Raw genomic sequence first — 17,096 nt, 5'->3', positions numbered from 1 at the left:
GATTGCCCCCGCCCCATTACCTGGCTTGCGCCACGGTTTGCCGCGCGCCGTCCAGCGCCACGGTGTCGGTGGGAAGGATGTCGACCGGCGCGCCGTTATGCAGGCGCAATTGGCCGGACGTCACGACCTGGTCGCCGGCGTCCAGGCCTTCGGTCACGACGACCCGGCCGCGCATGCGCTCGGCCGTCTTCACGTAGGCTTGCCGCACGGTGGGGGCCGCGCCCTGCTGCTCTGCCGCAGGCGGGGTCAGGACGTAGACGGAATCGCCATAGGCGCTATAGCTGACCGCGGTCTCCGGCACGGTGATCACGCCGGGGCGGTCGGGCAGGCCGATGCGGCCGTGCGCGAACATGCCGGCCGCAAGCGCGCCATCGGCATTGGGCAGCGTGGCCTGCACCCGCACGGTGCGCGATCCCGCGTCCACTTGAGGTTCCACGGTGGTGACCTGTCCGGCGAACTCGCGCCCGGCGTGGGCGTCCACGGTCACGGTGACAGGCTGGCCGGCACGCAATACGCCCAATGCCTGCTCGGGCAAGGTGATGTTGGCGTACAGCGTGGTCGCGTCGGTCAGCGACACCAGCGCATCGCCCGCCTTGGCGAATTGGCCCAGATTGACGCGGCGTACGCCCAGCACGCCGTTGAACGGCGCCTTGACGCGCTTTTGCTCGATCAGCGCCTGTACCCGCTTGATGTCGGCGGCCGCCTGGTCGTAGTCGGCCTGCGCCTGGTCCAACTGCTCGCGCGTGGCGGCCTGCTGCGGCAACAGGCGACGCGTGCGCTCCAGCAAGGTCCGCGCGTTGCGCGCCTGGGCCTGCAAGCGGGCCAACTCGCCTTGCTCGGGCGCGTCGTTCATCTGCACCAGCAACTGGCCGGCCTGGACGCGCTGCCCTGCTGTGAACAGGATCTGGGTGACGCGGCCGTCCACTTCGGCCGGCACCTGCACCTGGCGCGTCGCCTCCAATGACCCGATGCCCGTCAACGCCACGGGAAAGTCCGCCCGCACCGCTGGCGCCACCGCGACTTTGGCCGGCGGCATCGTCCAACCGCCCTTCTGCGACGGCCCGCTGAACTTCCAGACCAGCCCGCCCCCCGCCACGACCGCCAGCACGACGACACCCGCCGCCCATGCCCCTGATTTCGCCTTCATGATTCGCTCTCTATTTATCCAAGAATATGCTTGGATAATCCATGATTCCGAGCAATCCGTCAAAGGGACGAAAGCAATGCCGGAGATAGCGGCAGGCTATGGGCGAAAAAAAACCGCCGGAAAGATCCGGCGGTTACAGGCGTCAGGCGCTGCGCCAAGTACGAACCTAGGTTCGCACCATGTGCAGATAATGGCGATGGCGTTCGTACTGGTCCAGGATGTCGCCGATGACGGCGTCCCGGCTCCAACCCATGATGTCGTAGTCCTGCCCGCCTTCACGCAGGTGGACTTCGGCGCGGAAGTACTTGCGTTCTTCCTCGTCGGCAGCCTCTTCCGGCGTCAGGCTGGGGCGCACGAAGGCCTGGGGCTGCACGGCATACGAGAAATCCAGGTGCTCGCCATGGGACACCTCCAGGATCGCGCTGCCGTCGCTTTCGTTTTCCCGGACCTCGACGGCATAGCCCTGCTTGCGCAATTCATCGGCCACGTCTTCCAGCGCCGGGCGCACGACGTCGCTGATGAAGCGCTGCACGTGGGCGCGGCGCGGCATCATGACCATGTTGCGCAGGCGGCGCTCCCAGGACTGCCCGCCGCGCGCCGGACGCGACAAGGTCAGCGACTGGTAGCGGATACCGCGTTTGGTCGCGTCCAGTTTCAACGCCTTGAACAGCCCCCACACCGACAACAGCAGGATGACGGAGAACGGCAACGCGCTTGCGATCGTGGCCGTCTGCAATGCGGTCAGTCCGTCGGCCAATAGCAGCGCGATCGCCACCGCCCCCATCAGCAGCGACCAGAAGATGCGCTGCCACACCGGTGTGCGGTCCGACCCGCCGGAGGCCAGCAAGTCCACCACCAAAGCGCCCGAGTCTGCCGAGGTGACGAAAAACACCGCCACCATCACGATGGCGACGATCGACAGCACGCCGCTCCACGGCAGGTGTTCCAGGAAGGCGAAGAGAGCCAGCGATGAATCGGCTTCCACCACTTCCGCGAAACCCTGCACCTTGTCCACCAGGATCATATGGATGGCCGTATCGCCGAACACCGTCATCCAGAACAGGGTGAAGCCGGCCGGCACCAGCAAGACGCCGGTCACGAATTCGCGGATCGTGCGGCCGCGCGAGATGCGCGCGATGAACAGGCCCACGAACGGCGACCACGCGATCCACCAGCCCCAATAGAACAGCGTCCAGCCGCCGATCCAGTCGGTGGGCTCATAGGCGTAGAGATTGAAGGTCTTGTTGACGATGTCGGACAAGTACGCGCCGGTGTTCTGTACAAAGGTCTGGAAAAGAAACACGGTGGGGCCGACGATCAGCACGAACAGCAGCAACACCGCCGCCAGCACCAGATTGGTCTCGGACAGGATGCGGATGCCTTTGTCCAGGCCGCTTGCGACGGATATCGTGGCCAGCCCGCAAGTGACGACGATCAGGATGATCTGCGTGGTCACGCCCACCGGTACGCCGAACAGGTGGTTCAGCCCGCTGTTGATCTGCGCCACGCCCAGTCCCAGCGACGTCGCGACGCCCAGCACCGTGCCGATGATGGCGAAGATGTCGACGGCATGGCCGATCGGCCCATGGATGCGGTTGCCGATCAGCGGATACAGTGCCGAACGCAGCGTCAGCGGCAGTCCGTGGCGATAGCTGAAGAACGCCAGGATCAGCGCCACCACCGCGTAGATGGCCCAGGCGTGCAGGCCCCAATGGAAGAACGTGATCTTCATGGCTTCGCGCGCGGCAAGCGCGGTCGCGCCCTCGCCAACGGGCGGCGACATGAAGTGCATCACGGGCTCCGCCACTCCGAAGAACATCAGCCCGATACCCATGCCGGCTGAAAACAGCATCGCGAACCAGGTGAAATTGCGGTAGTCCGGTTCACTGTGATCGGGACCCAGCTTGATATCGCCGTAGCGGCTGACGGCCAGGAACACCACGGCAAGCAGGATGATCGCCACGACCAGGATGTAGAACCAGCTGGCATTGCCCAGGATCCAGCCCTGCACGGACTCAAAAAGGCTTTGCGCGGACTTGGGCGCGAGTATCGCGTACCCCACCAGCAGTAGCGTGAAGATGGCCGCCGGGAAGAACACGGGCCGGTTGATCGTGGATGGTCGGGTTTCTGAAGTCAAGTTGCCGCTCCTTTCGCCCGAGGGTAGAAAAATCCGGCGCAGGCCCCCTCAGTCTGGCTGCACGCCGCAGGTATTACTATCACGCTCATCGTAAGGCTGACAATCTGAAATAACGGAGACGCGCATGATCGCTCATCTGGACCATCTGGTCTTGACCTGCACCGACCCCGATGCCACCGTGGATTTCTACACCCGCATCCTGGGCATGCGCCTGGAGACTTTCGGCGCGGGCCGCCAGGCGTTGCGCTTCGGCAACCAGAAAATCAACCTGCACGTGCGCGGCCATGAGTTCGAGCCGAAGGCGCACTTGCCCGTGCCGGGCGCGCTGGACCTGTGCTTCATCGCCGACCGCCCCCTGGACGAGGTAATCGCCCGGTTGAACCAGGCCGGCGCCACGATCATCGAAGGCCCGGTGCCGCGCACCGGTGCCACCGGCAAGATCCGTTCGGTATATCTGCGCGACCCGGATTTGAACCTGATCGAGATATCAGAACTACAGGATTAAGTGGGCGGGGGGTCGCCGAACACCACGCGGCGGAAGAATCCCGCCAGCACGGCCTCGGTCATTTCCAGCGGGACGCCCTGCGGGTCGAAGGCATAGCTGAACTGCATGCCGTCCGACAGGGCCAGCAGGCCGATGGCCAGTTGTTCTGCCGGCAGCGGCAGCGGCGTGCCCACGTGAGCGGAGAACTGGCGGACGTATTCCGTAGTGGCCGCCCGCAGTTCGCGCAGGCAGTCCGTGAAGCCCACCCGGAATTCCGGGTCGCGGGCGGCTTGCAGCTTGCCTTCCATCCAGAGCAGGAAACAGTCATTTTCCCGGTGGTGCGTGCTGTAGTACTCCAGCACGCGCGCCTCCATCTGCGAGCGCGATTCGCCGTCCTCGAAGATGGCGCGCATGTCGGCCATCACTTTTTCGTGATCGCGCCGGAGCAACTGCAGGAACAGCTCGGACTTGCTGCCGAAATTGGAATAGAAGGCCCCGCGCGTATACCCCGCCAATTCGGCGATGTCCTCGACGCTGGCGGCCACAAAGCCCTTGCTGAGAAAGACCGATTGCGCGGCGTCGAACAGGCGCTGGCGCGTCTGGTCTCGGCTTTGCTCGCGGGTAAGGCGGATTTTTGACATGGCGCGAGTTTAGCACTGGCCACGATTTCAAATACACTCTTGTATCTGAATTCATAGTTGAATTAGAATCCAGGCCGTATCGAGTCTGACTCGCCCCTCTTTTGCTCCTTTCCGCGCCGCGAGGTGTTCCGTGAATTGTCCTGGCCCTTGCGCCCTTCCCGTCGCGCACGGCCGTGCCGCCGCCGCGGCGCTGCCCCTTTCTTCTTCCCGCCGCTGGACGCGCCGGCTGGCCTTGCCGGCCGCCTTGGCGCTGGCCGTGGCCCTGTCGGGCTGCGGCCGCAAGGAAGCCCCCGCCCCCGCGCCGCGCCCGGTGGTCGCCATGCCGGCCAAAGCCGACGAACGCCTGCCGGCCTGGACCTTGCCGGGCGAGGTGCAGGCGCGCTACAGCACGCCGTTGTCATTCCGCGTAGGCGGCAAGATCATCGAACGCCAGGTCAGACTGGGCGACAGCGTCACCCCGGGCCAGATCGTGGCCAAGCTGGACCCCGCTGACGCGACCAAGAACGCGGCCGCCGCGAAGGCCCAGTTGTCGGCCGCCCAGCATCAGCTGGACTATGCGCGCCAGCAATTGGACCGGGACCGCGCCCAATCGCGCGAAAACCTGATCGCCGCGACCCAGCTTGAGCAGACCCGCAACGCCTACGCTTCGGCGCTCGCACAGCGGGACCAGGCTGCGCAACAGGCAGCGCTGTCGGCGGACCAATTGAAATACACCACCCTGCAAGCCGACCACGCAGGCGTCATTACCGCGGAACAGGCGGACACCGGCCAGAACGTGGCGGCGGGCACGCCGGTCTACCAACTGGCGTGGTCCGGCGACATCGACGCCATCTGCGACGTGCCGGAAAGCGTGCTGGCCGGCTTGGCAGTGGGCCAGCGCGCCGACGTCACCCTGGGCCCGCTGCCCGGCAAGACCTTCAGCGCCGTGCTGCGCGAGATCGCGCCCGCGGCCGATCCGCAAAGCCGCACCTACCGCGTCAAGCTCACGCTGGAGTCGCCCTCGCCGGACGTCCGGCTGGGCATGACCGCCAACATCAGCTTCGACAATCGCAGCTTGAACAACCAGACCACCTACACGGTGCCGGCGACCGCGCTGTTCCATGACGGCAAGGCGCCCGCGGTCTGGGTCGTCAAGCCGCAGGAAGACACGCTGGAGCTGCGCCGCGTGCAGGTACTGCGCTACGACGCGCGCTCGGTCACGTTGTCCGGCGGCGTCCAGGCCGGCGAACGCCTGGTCTGGCAAGGCGTGCACACGGTATCGGCTGGCGAAAAAGTGCGCGCCGTGCCGCCGCTGCACGCCGAGGACTTCGCGTCATGAGCGCGCCGGATCGGGAGCCGGGCCACAGCCACGAAGAAGGCAAGTTCAACCTGTCGGCCTGGGCGTTGCGCCACCAGCCGCTGGTGATCTTCATCATTACGCTGGTGACGCTGTTCGGCGTGCTGTCGTATTCCAAGCTGGCGCAGTCGGAAGACCCGCCCTTCACGTTCCGCGTCATGGTCATCAAGACCCTGTGGCCGGGCGCGACCGCGCAGCAGATGCAGGAACAGGTCACCGACCGCATCGGCAAGAAGCTCCAGGAGACCCCAAACACGGACTTCCTGCGCAGCTACTCGCGCCCCGGCGAATCGCTGATCTTCTACACCATGAAGGATTCAGCGCCGGCCAGCACGGTGGCCGAACAGTGGTACCAGGTACGCAAGAAAGTCGGCGACATCCAGGCCACGCTGCCCCAGGGCGTGCAGGGCCCGTTCTTCAACGACGAATTCGGCGACGTCTACACCAATATCTACACCCTGCACGGCGACGGCTTTTCGCCCGCACAGCTGCACGACTACGCGGACAGCTTGCGCACGGTACTGCTGCGCGTGCCCGGGGTGGCCAAGGTCGACTACTTCGCCGACCAGGCAGAACACGTCTACATCGAAATCTCGAACACGCAGCTGACCCGGCTGGGTGTGTCGCCGCAACAGATCGCCCAGGCGATCAATACGCAGAACGCGGTGGCCGCCGCCGGCACGCTGACGACCGCCGACGACCGTATCTTCGTGCGTCCGACCGGCCAGTTCGAGAACAGCCGCGCGCTGGCGGATACGCTGATCCGGGTGAACGGAAAATCCATCCGGCTGGGCGACATCGCCACGATCCATCGCGGCTACGACGATCCGCCCATCGAGCAGATGCGCGCGGGCGGCAACCCCGTGCTGGGCATCGGCATCACCATGCAGCCCGGGCAGGACGTGGTGCGTCTGGGCAAATCGCTGGGCACGACCTTCGAAAAGCTGAAGACGCAACTGCCGGCCGGCTTGACGCTCACGGAAGTGTCCAGCATGCCGCAGGCGGTATCGCATTCCGTCGACGACTTCCTGCGCTCCGTGGCGGAAGCCGTCGCCATCGTGCTGATCGTCAGCCTGGTGTCGCTAGGCCTGCGCACGGGCATGGTGGTGGTGATTTCGATTCCGGTGGTGCTGGCGGTCACGGCGCTGTTCATGGACGTTTTCGGCATCGGGCTGCACAAGGTATCGCTGGGCACGCTCGTGCTGGCGCTGGGCCTGCTGGTGGACGACGCCATCATCGCCGTGGAAATGATGTCGGTGAAGCTGGAGCAGGGCTGGAGCCGGGCCCGCGCGGCGGCGTACGCCTACACCAGCACCGCCTTCCCCATGCTGACGGGCACGCTGGTCACGGTGGCGGGCTTCTTGCCCATCGCGCTGGCCAAGTCCAGCACGGGCGAGTACACCCGGTCGATCTTCCAGGTGTCCGCCATTGCGCTCATCACCTCCTGGTTCGCCGCCGTGGTGCTGATCCCGCTGCTGGGCTATCGGCTGCTTCCCGAGCGCAAGCGCGAAGCGCATCTGCCGCACGATCATGAACACGACATCTACAACACCCGCTTCTATCAGCGCCTGCGCGGCTGGGTAGCCTGGTGTGTCGACCGGCGCTATTGGGTGCTGGCCGCCACCGTGTTGGTCTTCGTCGGGTCGATGGCGGGCTTCAAGCTGGTGCCCCAGCAGTTCTTCCCCAGCTCGGACCGCACCGAACTGCTGGTGGATGTGCGCTTGCAGGAAGGCGCGTCGTTCGCCGCCACGCTGCGCCAGGTCGAGCGCCTGGAAAAGGCCCTGGACGGCCGCCCCGAGATCGACCATTCGGTCAGCTTCGTGGGCACGGGCGCGCCGCGCTTCTACCTGCCGCTGGACCAGCAACTGGCCACGCCCAACTTCGCACAACTCGTCATCACCGCGCATTCGGTGGAAGACCGCGAAAAGCTGGCGCAATGGCTGGCGCCGATGCTGCGCGAGGAATTCCCCGCGATCCGCACCCGCCTGTCGCGCCTGGAGAACGGGCCGCCTGTTGGCTACCAGGTGCAGTTCCGCGTCAGCGGCGACAAGATCTCCGACGTGCGGGCCGTGGCCGAGAAGGTGGCCGCCGAAGTGCGCGCCGACACCCGGTCGGTGAACGTGCAGTTCGATTGGGACGAACCCTCGGAACGTTCCGTGCGCTTCGAGATCGACCAGCAGAAGGCGCGCGAACTGGGCATCAGTTCAAGCGATATTTCCGACTTTCTGGCGATGACGCTATCGGGCTACAACGTCACGCAGTATCGCGAACGCGACAAACTGATCACTGTCAGCCTGCGTGCGCCGCGTGACGAACGCGTGGACCCCGCCCGCCTGGCCACGCTGGCCATGCCCACCCCCAACGGCCCCGTGCCGCTGGGCAGCCTGGGGCAGGTCCGCTACGACCTGGAATACGGCGTCATCTGGGAACGCGACCGCCAGCCCACCATCACGGTGCAGGCCGACGTGGCCAGCGGGGCGCAGGGCATCGACGTCACGCACGCCATCGACAAGAAGCTGGATGCCATCCGGGCCGAACTGCCGGTTGGCTACCGCATCGAAGTGGGCGGCCCGGTCGAGGAAAGCGCCAAGGGCCAGTCCTCCATCAACGCACAGATGCCGCTGATGGCGGTGGCAGTGCTGACGCTTCTGATGGTGCAGCTGCAGAGCTTTGCGCGGGTGCTGATGGTGGTGCTGACGGCGCCGCTGGGCCTGATCGGCGTGGTCGCGGCGCTGCTGCTGTTCGGCAAGCCCTTCGGCTTCGTCGCCATGCTGGGGGTGATCGCGATGTTCGGCATCATCATGCGCAACTCGGTGATCCTGGTGGACCAGATCGAGCAGGACATCCTGAACGGGCACAAGCGCGTGGACGCGATCGTTGGCGCCACGGTGCGGCGCTTCCGCCCCATCGTGCTGACGGCCGCGGCGGCGGTGCTGGCCCTGATCCCGCTGTTGCGCAGCAATTTCTTCGGTCCCATGGCGACGGCGTTGATGGGGGGCATCACCAGCGCCACCGTATTGACGCTGTTCTTCCTGCCCGCGCTGTATGCGGCCTGGTTCCGCGTGCGCCACGACGAACGCGACGAACCGGAAGGCGTGCCGCCCGGCGCCAACGCCGCCGACACGCGGTAATGAGAAATCTGACGATGAAGACCCTTCCCCTCCGTTTGGCCAAACTGCCGCTGGCGCTGCCGCTGATCCTGGTGCTGGGCGCCTGCGCCTTCGCCCCGGACAGCAAGCCGCCCGCAGTGGCATCGCCCGTGCAATACGGCGTGGAACCCACGCCGGCTGCAGGCGCCGCCGCCCAGGGCGTGGCGCAACGTTTCGAGCCGGGCGCGCGTCCCGTGCCCGAATGGTGGAAACGCTATGGGTCCCCCGCGCTGGACGCGCTGGTGGCAGAAGGCCTGGCCAATAGTCCCAACCTGGCCGCGGCGGAACGCAACCTGGCAGGCGCGCGCGAGCAACTGCGCGCACAGGTCAATTCGTCCCTGCTGCCGTCGGTGGACGCGGGCGCGAACGCCAAACGCAACCGCGCGCTGACGATGCCGAACCTGCCCGAACCCACGACGCTGTACAACGTCTTCACCGGGCAGATCCAGGCCACCTACGACCTGGACCTGTTCGGCGCCGCGCGCTTCGCCAACGCGTCGTTGGCGGCGCAGGTCGAGCAGCAGGCGTTCCAGCTGGAATCCGCGCGCCGCTCCTTGGCTGGCAATATCGTCACCGGCGCCATCACGTCCGCATCGCTGGCCGAGCGCGTGGCGCTGACGGAAAAGCAGGTGGTCCTGCTGCGCCAGGTGGCGCGCGATACGCAGCGCCGCTACGAATTGGGATCCGCTTCGCAGAACGATGCGCTGGACGCCGACCAGGACGCCGCCACGCTGGAGGCCTCGCTGCCCGGACTGCGTGCGCAGTGGCATGCCACCCGGCACGCGTTGGCCGTGCTGCTGGGCCGCAGCCCCGACCAGGCGCCGGACGATCTGGCGTTCAGCACGCTGGCAGTGCCGGCGCAGGTGCCGGTGGTGGTGCCGTCGGAATTGCTGGCGTCGCGCCCGGACGTGCTGGTCGCCGACGCAGTGGTGCAGGCCGCCGCCGCCGACGTGGGCGTGGCCACGGCGCAGCTGTTCCCCAGCCTGTCGCTGTCCGCGTCCATGGGCAAAGGCGGCTTCAGTTGGCCGTCCGCGCTGTCGGGCGCAGGGTCGATCTGGGCCATCGGCGCCTCGCTGACGCAGCCCATCTTCCACGGCGGTGCCTTGCTGGCCGAACGCCGCGCAGCGCAGGAACGCTATCAAGCCTCGGTGCTGCAATACAAGCAGACCGTGCTGACCGCGTTCCAGGATGTAGCCGACACCTTGTCGCGCCTGGAGGCCGACGGGCAGGCGCTGGCCTCGGCGGAAGCATCGCGGCGGGCAGCCGAGCAGTCCTACCGCAACACGGCCAGCCGCGTGCGGCTGGGCGCGCTGGCGCCTTACACGGAATACGCGGCGGAACAGCATTACGTGGCAGCGCGGCTGCGCGAGCTGGAATACGCGAACGCCCGTCTGACCGAAACCGCGGCATTGTTCCAGGCCATGGGTTCGCCCGCGCGGGCCCCGGAGACCACCGCCCGGCAGCCCTGAGCCGACCTGATTCTGGCGGGATTCAGACAGGCCCTTGCGCTTACGGCGCAGGGGCCTGTTCTTTCATGCGCGCGGCCAACGCCAGCGATTCGATGCGGCGGGCCGCGGATTGCAGCAGCGCCGTCGTCTTGTCCTGCGCGATCGTGTTCAACCGCGTCGCCAGGAACGTGACGGTCAGCGCGCCAAAGATGCGGCGGTCTTCCTGGAACACCGGTACCGCGATGCCCGCCCGCTCGGGTGAAATTTCCCCCACGCCCAAGTAAGCGCCCCGCACGCGGATCGTGTCCAGCTTCGCCGTGAATTCCCCCAGGGTATCGCCCAGGCCCAGCGCGCGGATTTCGTCCGTATGCGCCTCGTACAGCTTGCGCTGGTCCTTGCGCGGCAGGAACGCCACGATGGTCTTGGCCGTGGCGCCGCGGAACAAGGGATGCGCGCGGCCGCGGCCGTGCGGGATGCCCAGTTCGTCGGGACCGCGTTCATGATGGATGTTCAGGATGCGTAAGCCGTGGATCACGCTGAGCAGGACGTCACCGCCCACTTGATCGACCACCTCGCGCATGATCGGCCGCGCCACGGCCAGCACGGGATCGCCATCGATGATCAGGTGGTCCAGTTCGATGATGCGCGGCCCCAGCTTGTAGCCGCCACCCGTCATCCGCAGCAGGTAGCCCAGGTCGGACAGGTCGCGGATGTAGCGGTAACCCGTGGGCGCCGAATACGCCAGACGCGAAATGATGTCTTCGGCCGTAAGCACCGGAGTGTCTAGGCTGAAGAGGTCAAGAATCGCCAGGGCTCGCTTCAGGGTGGACATGGGGTCTTTGGGCAGGGAACAACGCGGGACCGGCGCAGCGTATCACAGCATTCCGCCCCGCCGCCGCGCGCCATGGAGACAGCCTATCGAGGTCGCCATAAATGGCAGCCTGCGACTATCGCCTTTCCTATTTTTATCATTTATAGATAAATACTAGTTGGTAAGTCTGGTTTTTTATCGAATAATGATATTCATTAGAAGCAAAACCCAAGGGGAAAACCATGACGCAGTCACGCAGCAACGAACCGCATGGCGGCATCAGCCGCCGGCAATTCCTGACGGCCGGGGCGGCAGCCGTGGCCAGCGCGGCCATCACCCGCCCCGGCCAGGCCTGGGCGGCGGACTATCCGGCGCGCGCCATCCAGTTCATCGTGCCGTTTCCCGCCGGCGGCGGCACCGACCTGGTGGCCCGTCCGCTGGCGCAGGGCATTGGCGAAGCGCTCAAGCAAAGCGTGGTCGTCATCAACAAAGGCGGGGCGGCAGGCAACATCGGCACCCAGCAGGCGGCGCGCTCGGCGCCCGATGGCTACACGATCGCGCTGGGTTCCACCGGCACGCATACCGTGAACCAGAGCCTGTACGAGAACATCGGCTACGACCCGGTCAAGGATTTCGAGCCGGTGTCGATGGTCTGCTACTACAACAACGTGCTGGTCGTGCATCCGTCGTTTCCGGCGCGGACCCTGCAGGAACTGGTCGCGCTCATCAAGGCCAATCCGGGCAAGTACTTCTACGGCATCACGCAAAACGGCAGTTCGGCGCATCTGGCCATGGAACTGCTGAAGGCCACGGCCGGGCTGGACCTGCCCGGCGTGCCGTACAAGGGCGCGGCGGCGGCGGTCAACGACTTCCTGGGCGGGCAGTTCCCCATCCTGATGGACGTCGTGATCAACCAGCAGCAATTCATCCACGGCGGCAAGTCGCGCCCGCTGGCGGTGACATCCGCGCAGCGCGCCCAGGCACTGCCGGACGTGCCCACCGTGGCCGAATCCGGCTTCCCCGGCTATCAGGCCATCGGATGGAACGGCGTGTTCGTGCCCGCGGGCACCCCGGCCGCCATCATCAAAATGCTGAACGGCGCCGTGCAAAGCGCGCTCAAGCAACCCGCGCTGGCGCAGTTGACGCAAAACGGCTTGGAGCTGCACGGCGGCACGCCCGAAGAACTGGGCCGCTTCGTCGCCAGCGAAAGCGAGAAGTGGCGCACCCTGATCAAAAACGCCGACATCAAGGCCACCTGATGCAACGAATTCCTTACGGCGTCGTCATTGGCGCCGACGACAACCCCTGGCTGCCGCTGGACCAAGCACTGCGCGCGCAAGGCTTGCGGGCCGCGGGCGCCCCGCCGGTGCGCGCGGTCGTCTGCGTCACCGTCCACGTGGACGGCCCCGCCGTCGAAGTCGGCCGCAAGCAATTTCCGGCGGGCCCGTACACCGCGGGCCGCTATGCCATCCGTCGCGGCGTGCCCCGGCACCTGGAGATCCTGGCGCGGCACCGCATGCCCGCCACCTTCTTCGCCTGCGGGTATGACGTCGAACACTACCCCGCCACTTTCCACGCCATCCTGGCCGCCGGACACGAAATCGCCGCGCACGGCTATCTGCACGAAGCCTGGGACCTGGGCGACGAAGAACCCGCGCTGCTGGCGAAAACCCACCGGATCATCCAGCAGGAACTGGGTGTGACGCCGGTGGGCTGGTGTTCGCCGTCGGGGCGCAAGAGCCATCGCACCCTGCCCGCGCTTCGCGAGTTGGGCTATTGCTACGACGCCAGCGAAAAAGACCAGGACCGGCCCTACCTGGCCGATGGCGACGACGGTTTCGTCATGCTGCCCAACAACACCGTGTCGCTGGACGACTACCCCTTCTACTTCTCGGGCCATAGCCTGGCCGCCGAAGCCTGCGACAACTGGGTCCAGGAATTCGAGGCGCTGCGCCAGGCCGAAGGCTATGTGCACCTGACCGTGCACCCCAAGGCGGCCGGCGGGTCCGGCACGCCCGCCCGCGCGGCGGCCCTGGACCGATTCCTGGGCCACGTCGCCGCACAATCCGATGTGCATGTCATGACGCTGGAAGCGCTTGCCCGCCACTGCCTGGCCCACCCCGACAACTGGAGACGCGCATGACCGCCGCGAAGACCGTGCTGGTCACCCTGAACGTGCAAGGCATCGGCCCGGAAGCCGCGACCCAGCCCGAAGCCGCGCTGCACGGCCGTGACGCCCATGGCCGCTACACCTATGGCGGCGGCCTGGCCCGCGTGCTGGACATGCTGCGCCGGCAAAGCATCCGTGCCACGCTCTTCTGGCCGGTGTTCGAAGCCGAACACTGCCGCGACCTGCTGGAGCAAAGCCTGCGCGACGGCCACGAGGCGGCCTCCCAGGGCAATGCCTTCGAAGACCTGAGCACGCTGGGCGACCGCGAAGGCGAGGTGCTGGAGCGCGCCCGCGACCGCCTGGGCCGATTGACGGGCGTCGCGCCGCAGGGCTTCCGCTACACCAGCAGCGCATTTTCGGCGCGCACCGTGCCGCTCCTGCGGCAATTGGGCTACCGCTATGACAGCAGCGCGATCGACGACGACGCGCCCTATGCGCTGGACGCCGACGGTGGCGCCGGCATGGTCGAACTGCCCTGGAGCGAAGGCCTGTGCGACGCCACCCACTTCAGCCGCCGCGTCACCCAGGACCGCGCCTATGCGCACTGGGTGGAACAGGGCGACGCGCTGCTGGCGGCCGACGGCTACGCCTGCCTGACCCTGCATCCGCGCGCCGACAACGGCGTGGGCCGCGCCGCGCGGCTGCAGAAAGTGGAGCAGTTGCTGGAACGCTTCCGGGCGGCGGGAGCCGATTTCTCTGCCTGCGGCGACCTGGCGGCGCGTGCGTTGCGGGCAGGCTAAGCCCGTCATTGGGTAAACCCTGAGCAATATTGGCGCCAAAATAAGCTAACATTTTTGCAATATCGATTTCCCCTTCCGACTACACGGCGCGCGTCGCCGCTTACCGTCCATGACCCAGATCACCCAATTCCCCTTCGTATCGGTTTCCGGCACGCCCGAAGCCCGTGGCCGCTCCTACGGCCAGCAAGCCGCCGACCGCGTGCGCAAAAGCGCGGCCATGTACGGCCAGACGCTGGTCGACCTGGGCTACGACGCCATGGCGCGCACCCAGCTCATCGCCCATTTCGCACGTGAGATCGAGGATTTCGCCCCGCACTACCTGGAAGAAATGCGCGGCATCGCCGCCGGCGCCGACGTGCCGTTCGAAGACATCGTGATGGTGAACGCCCGCACCGAAGTCGTCGCCAAGGCGCGCGCCGAAAAAAAGAAGGCCGCCGAACTGGAACCCGGCGACGGCTGCACGGGCGCCCTGATCCTGCCCACGCGCTCGGCCAACGGCAATCTGATCCACGGCCAGAACTGGGACTGGCGCGCCGAATGCGCCGAAACCGCCATCGTGCTGCGCGTGCGCAACGACAACGGCCCGGACATCCTGACCTTCGTGGAAGCTGGCGGCCTGGCCCGCAGCGGCCTGAACAGCGCCGGCGTGTCCATCACCGCCAACTATCTGGAATCCGACCGCGACTTCCGCCAACTGGGCGTGCCGCTGTCGCTGATCCGCCGCAAGGTGCTGGAACAGCAACATTTCGCGCTGGCCATCAAGGCCGTCGCCACCACGCCCAAGTCGTGTTCGAACAACATCATGATCGGCATGGCCGCCGGCTTTGGCGTCGACTACGAATGCACCACCGATGAAGCCTTCCCGATCTACCCGGGCGCCGACGACCTGATCGTGCACGCCAACCACTGGGTCAGCGAAGTGGCGCTGGGCAAGCTGCGCGACACCGGCCGCGCCAGCACGCCGGAAAGCGCCTACCGCGACTGGCGCGTGCGCCGCCTGCTGAACGACAAGACGCAACTGACGCGCGAAGACCTGAAGCACGCCCTGTTCGACGACTTCGGCTCGCCCTATTCCGTCTGCCGCCCGCCGCGCCCCGGCAGCCACGACAACCTGTCGGCCACGGTCGCCATGGTCATCATGGAACCCGCCGCCGGCCTGATGGAAGTGGCGCCGCTGCCCGCGTTGAACCGTACGTTCACCCGTTACAGCCTGACCGCGGAACCCGAACTGCTGGCCGCCGCCTGATCGGCAACGCGTCCGCGCAACCCGAGGAAATATCAATGAAGAACCATTGTTTGCGCGCCGCGGTTGCGTTGGCGCTTGCCGGCCTGGCCGGCACGGCCGCCGCCCAATCGGCGCCGCCGCTGCGTATCTCGCTGACAGCCGATATCCGTTCCACCGAACCCGGCGTCAACCGCGACAGCAACAGCGACGCGGTCGTGCTGCACATCGTGGAAGGCCTGGTCGCCTACGGCGAAGACGCCGAGGTGCGCCCGCTGCTGGCCAAGTCTGTCGACATCAGCCCGGACGGCAAGACCTATACCTTCAAGCTGCGCGAGGGCATCACGTTCCACAACGGCAAGCCGATGACGTCGGCCGACGTGCTGTGGACCTGGCAGCACTACACCGCCGCCAACTCGGGCTGGCGCTGCGCCAGCGAATTCGACGGCCGCGGCACGGTGAAGGTCACCGGCGTGGAAGCGCCCGATGCGCAGACGGTCGTCTATCACCTGGAGAAACCCACCAGCCTGTTCCTGGCGTCGCTGGCCCGCACCGATTGCGGTGGCACCGGCATCCTGTCCAAGGACTCCGTCGGCGCGGACGGGGCCTGGATCAAGCCCATCGGCACGGGTCCGTTCGCATTGGCCGAATGGAAGCGCGGCGAATACATCCGCCTGACCAAGTTCGCCGCCTATTCCAACCTGGACGGCAAGCGCGACGGCTACACCGGGTCAAAGCGCCCGCTGGTGGACGAAGTGCGCTTCATGATCGTGCCGGACGATTCTACCGCCAAGGCCGCTTTGCAGCGCGGCAACATCGACATCATCGAAGACGTGTCCAACAACGACGTTCCCGTGTTGCAAGGCACGCCGAACGTCAAGGTGGCCTACGCGCCGGTGATGAGCATGACGGCGCTGCTGCTGCAGACCAAGGACCCGGTGCTGTCCAGCCCGAAGATGCGCCAGGCCCTGGCCCACGCCATCGATTACAAGCAGTTGGCCGCGGCCGTGACCGAAGGGCTGGCGCAGCCGAACAATTCCATCGTGCCGCTGGTCTCGCCCTACCATGACGCCGTCCAGAAGAAAGGCTGGGACTACGATCCGGCCGCGGCGCAGAAGCTGCTGAAGGAAGCCGGCTACAAGGGCCAGGAACTGTCGATCCTGACGACCAAGCGCTACCCTCAGTCATATAACTCGGCGGTGATCGTGCAGGCGATGTTGCAGTCGGTGGGCATCAATGCGCAGTTGTCGGTGGTGGAGTGGGCGACGCAGTTGGATCGCTATAACGCGGGCACCTACCAGATGATGACGTTCCCGTATTCGGCGCGCCTGGACGCGGCGCTGAACTACGAGATGGTGACGGGCGACAAGGCCAAGCAACCGCGCAAGATCTGGGATAACCCGGAGGCCGCGAAACTTGTGGAAGCGGCGTCCGTGGACACGGATCATGCCAAACGGCAGGCGGCGTTCGATCAGTTGCATCAGCTGTTCCTGGCGGACGTGCCAAGCATTCCGCTTTATAACGGCCTGGATATCGGGGCTTACCGGAGCAGCATCAAGGGGTATCAACCTTGGGCGGTGAAGAAGCCGCGTGCATGGGAAGTGGAGCGGGTTTCTCAGTGAGCGCTGTAAACGCGGTGAAGTAGGCCGCCCATCGACGCGGCCACCCGGATGGCGCGCGCCCACGATTGCGGTCCGGAGCCTTCGCTCCGGACTGCCCCTTTGTCATCTTCGTTGCGGCCTGCGGCCGCGGCCTTCAGATTCCCTCGGGCGCATCGAGGTTGCGCGCCATCCGGGTGGCCGCGCCGACGG

Annotated in this window: 13 protein-coding genes; 9 read left to right on the top strand and 4 right to left on the bottom strand. The window is 66.4% G+C overall.

From position 1 onward, the window contains the following. Window positions 1-16: 16 nt before the first annotated feature. Both HG262_RS12030 and betT read right to left on the bottom strand, forming a co-directional pair. Window positions 17-1,147 carry an efflux RND transporter periplasmic adaptor subunit gene (locus HG262_RS12030; protein WP_169271245.1) on the bottom strand — a complete coding sequence of 377 codons (1,131 nt, stop codon included), beginning with the start codon at window positions 1,145-1,147 and terminating at the stop codon, window positions 17-19. 166 nt (window positions 1,148-1,313) lie between these two features. Further along, on the bottom strand, window positions 1,314-3,284 hold the full coding sequence (gene betT, locus HG262_RS12025; protein ID WP_169271244.1) for a choline BCCT transporter BetT: 1,971 nt from the start codon (window positions 3,282-3,284) through the stop codon (window positions 1,314-1,316). A gap of 124 nt (window positions 3,285-3,408) precedes the next feature. Here betT and HG262_RS12020 point away from each other — a divergent pair, with 124 nt between their 5' ends. Then, window positions 3,409-3,789, top strand: coding sequence for a VOC family protein (locus HG262_RS12020; RefSeq protein ID WP_169271243.1), 381 nt, complete (start codon window positions 3,409-3,411; stop codon window positions 3,787-3,789). On the opposite strand, the gene HG262_RS12015 is transcribed toward HG262_RS12020, so the two are convergent. After that, window positions 3,786-4,409: a TetR/AcrR family transcriptional regulator gene (locus tag HG262_RS12015; RefSeq protein WP_169271242.1), complete on the bottom strand. Its 624-nt coding sequence runs from the start codon at window positions 4,407-4,409 to the stop codon at window positions 3,786-3,788. The genes HG262_RS12020 and HG262_RS12015 overlap by 4 nt on opposite strands. Before the next feature lie 190 nt (window positions 4,410-4,599). On the opposite strand from HG262_RS12015, the gene HG262_RS12010 reads away from it, so the two are divergent. The 3 genes from HG262_RS12010 to HG262_RS12000 are packed head-to-tail and all read left to right on the top strand — an operon-like array spanning window position 4,600 to window position 10,363. Beyond that, the gene (locus HG262_RS12010; protein ID WP_169271278.1) at window positions 4,600-5,727 is read left to right on the top strand and encodes an efflux RND transporter periplasmic adaptor subunit; all 1,128 of its coding nucleotides are present in this window, start codon (window positions 4,600-4,602) and stop codon (window positions 5,725-5,727) included. Continuing rightward, a complete protein-coding gene (locus tag HG262_RS12005) occupies window positions 5,724-8,876 on the top strand; it encodes an efflux RND transporter permease subunit (RefSeq protein WP_169271241.1) in 3,153 nt (1,050 codons plus the stop codon). Before HG262_RS12010 ends, HG262_RS12005 begins: the two co-directional genes overlap by 4 nt. Before the next feature lie 14 nt (window positions 8,877-8,890). Then, window positions 8,891-10,363 carry an efflux transporter outer membrane subunit gene (locus HG262_RS12000; RefSeq protein WP_169271240.1) on the top strand — a complete coding sequence of 491 codons (1,473 nt, stop codon included), beginning with the start codon at window positions 8,891-8,893 and terminating at the stop codon, window positions 10,361-10,363. Window positions 10,364-10,403: 40 nt separating this feature from the next. Here HG262_RS12000 and HG262_RS11995 read toward each other — a convergent pair whose 3' ends face one another. Next, window positions 10,404-11,174, bottom strand: a complete 771-nt coding sequence (locus tag HG262_RS11995) for an IclR family transcriptional regulator (protein ID WP_169271239.1) — start codon at window positions 11,172-11,174, stop codon at window positions 10,404-10,406. A gap of 221 nt (window positions 11,175-11,395) precedes the next feature. Here HG262_RS11995 and HG262_RS11990 point away from each other — a divergent pair, with 221 nt between their 5' ends. The 5 genes from HG262_RS11990 to HG262_RS11970 all read left to right on the top strand — a co-directional run bounded on the left by HG262_RS11990 (window position 11,396) and on the right by HG262_RS11970 (window position 16,907). Further along, entirely contained in the window at window positions 11,396-12,412 is a 1,017-nt protein-coding gene (locus HG262_RS11990; RefSeq protein ID WP_169271238.1) for a tripartite tricarboxylate transporter substrate binding protein, read from the top strand. Next, window positions 12,412-13,296, top strand: a complete 885-nt coding sequence (locus HG262_RS11985; RefSeq protein WP_169271237.1) for a polysaccharide deacetylase family protein — start codon at window positions 12,412-12,414, stop codon at window positions 13,294-13,296. The genes HG262_RS11990 and HG262_RS11985 overlap by 1 nt, the downstream gene beginning before the upstream one ends. After that, on the top strand, window positions 13,293-14,063 hold the full coding sequence (locus tag HG262_RS11980) for a polysaccharide deacetylase family protein (RefSeq protein WP_169271236.1): 771 nt from the start codon (window positions 13,293-13,295) through the stop codon (window positions 14,061-14,063). The genes HG262_RS11985 and HG262_RS11980 overlap by 4 nt, the downstream gene beginning before the upstream one ends. Window positions 14,064-14,172: 109 nt before the next feature. Further along, window positions 14,173-15,309 carry a C45 family peptidase gene (locus HG262_RS11975; protein ID WP_169271235.1) on the top strand — a complete coding sequence of 379 codons (1,137 nt, stop codon included), beginning with the start codon at window positions 14,173-14,175 and terminating at the stop codon, window positions 15,307-15,309. 35 nt (window positions 15,310-15,344) lie between these two features. After that, window positions 15,345-16,907, top strand: a complete 1,563-nt coding sequence (locus HG262_RS11970; RefSeq protein WP_169271234.1) for an ABC transporter substrate-binding protein — start codon at window positions 15,345-15,347, stop codon at window positions 16,905-16,907. Window positions 16,908-17,096 lie beyond the last annotated feature (189 nt).

Source organism: Achromobacter sp. Bel (assembly GCF_012928505.1).
Taxonomy (GTDB): Bacteria; Pseudomonadota; Gammaproteobacteria; order Burkholderiales; family Burkholderiaceae_B; genus Achromobacter.
This window is presented reverse-complemented; position numbering and strand designations above follow the sequence as displayed.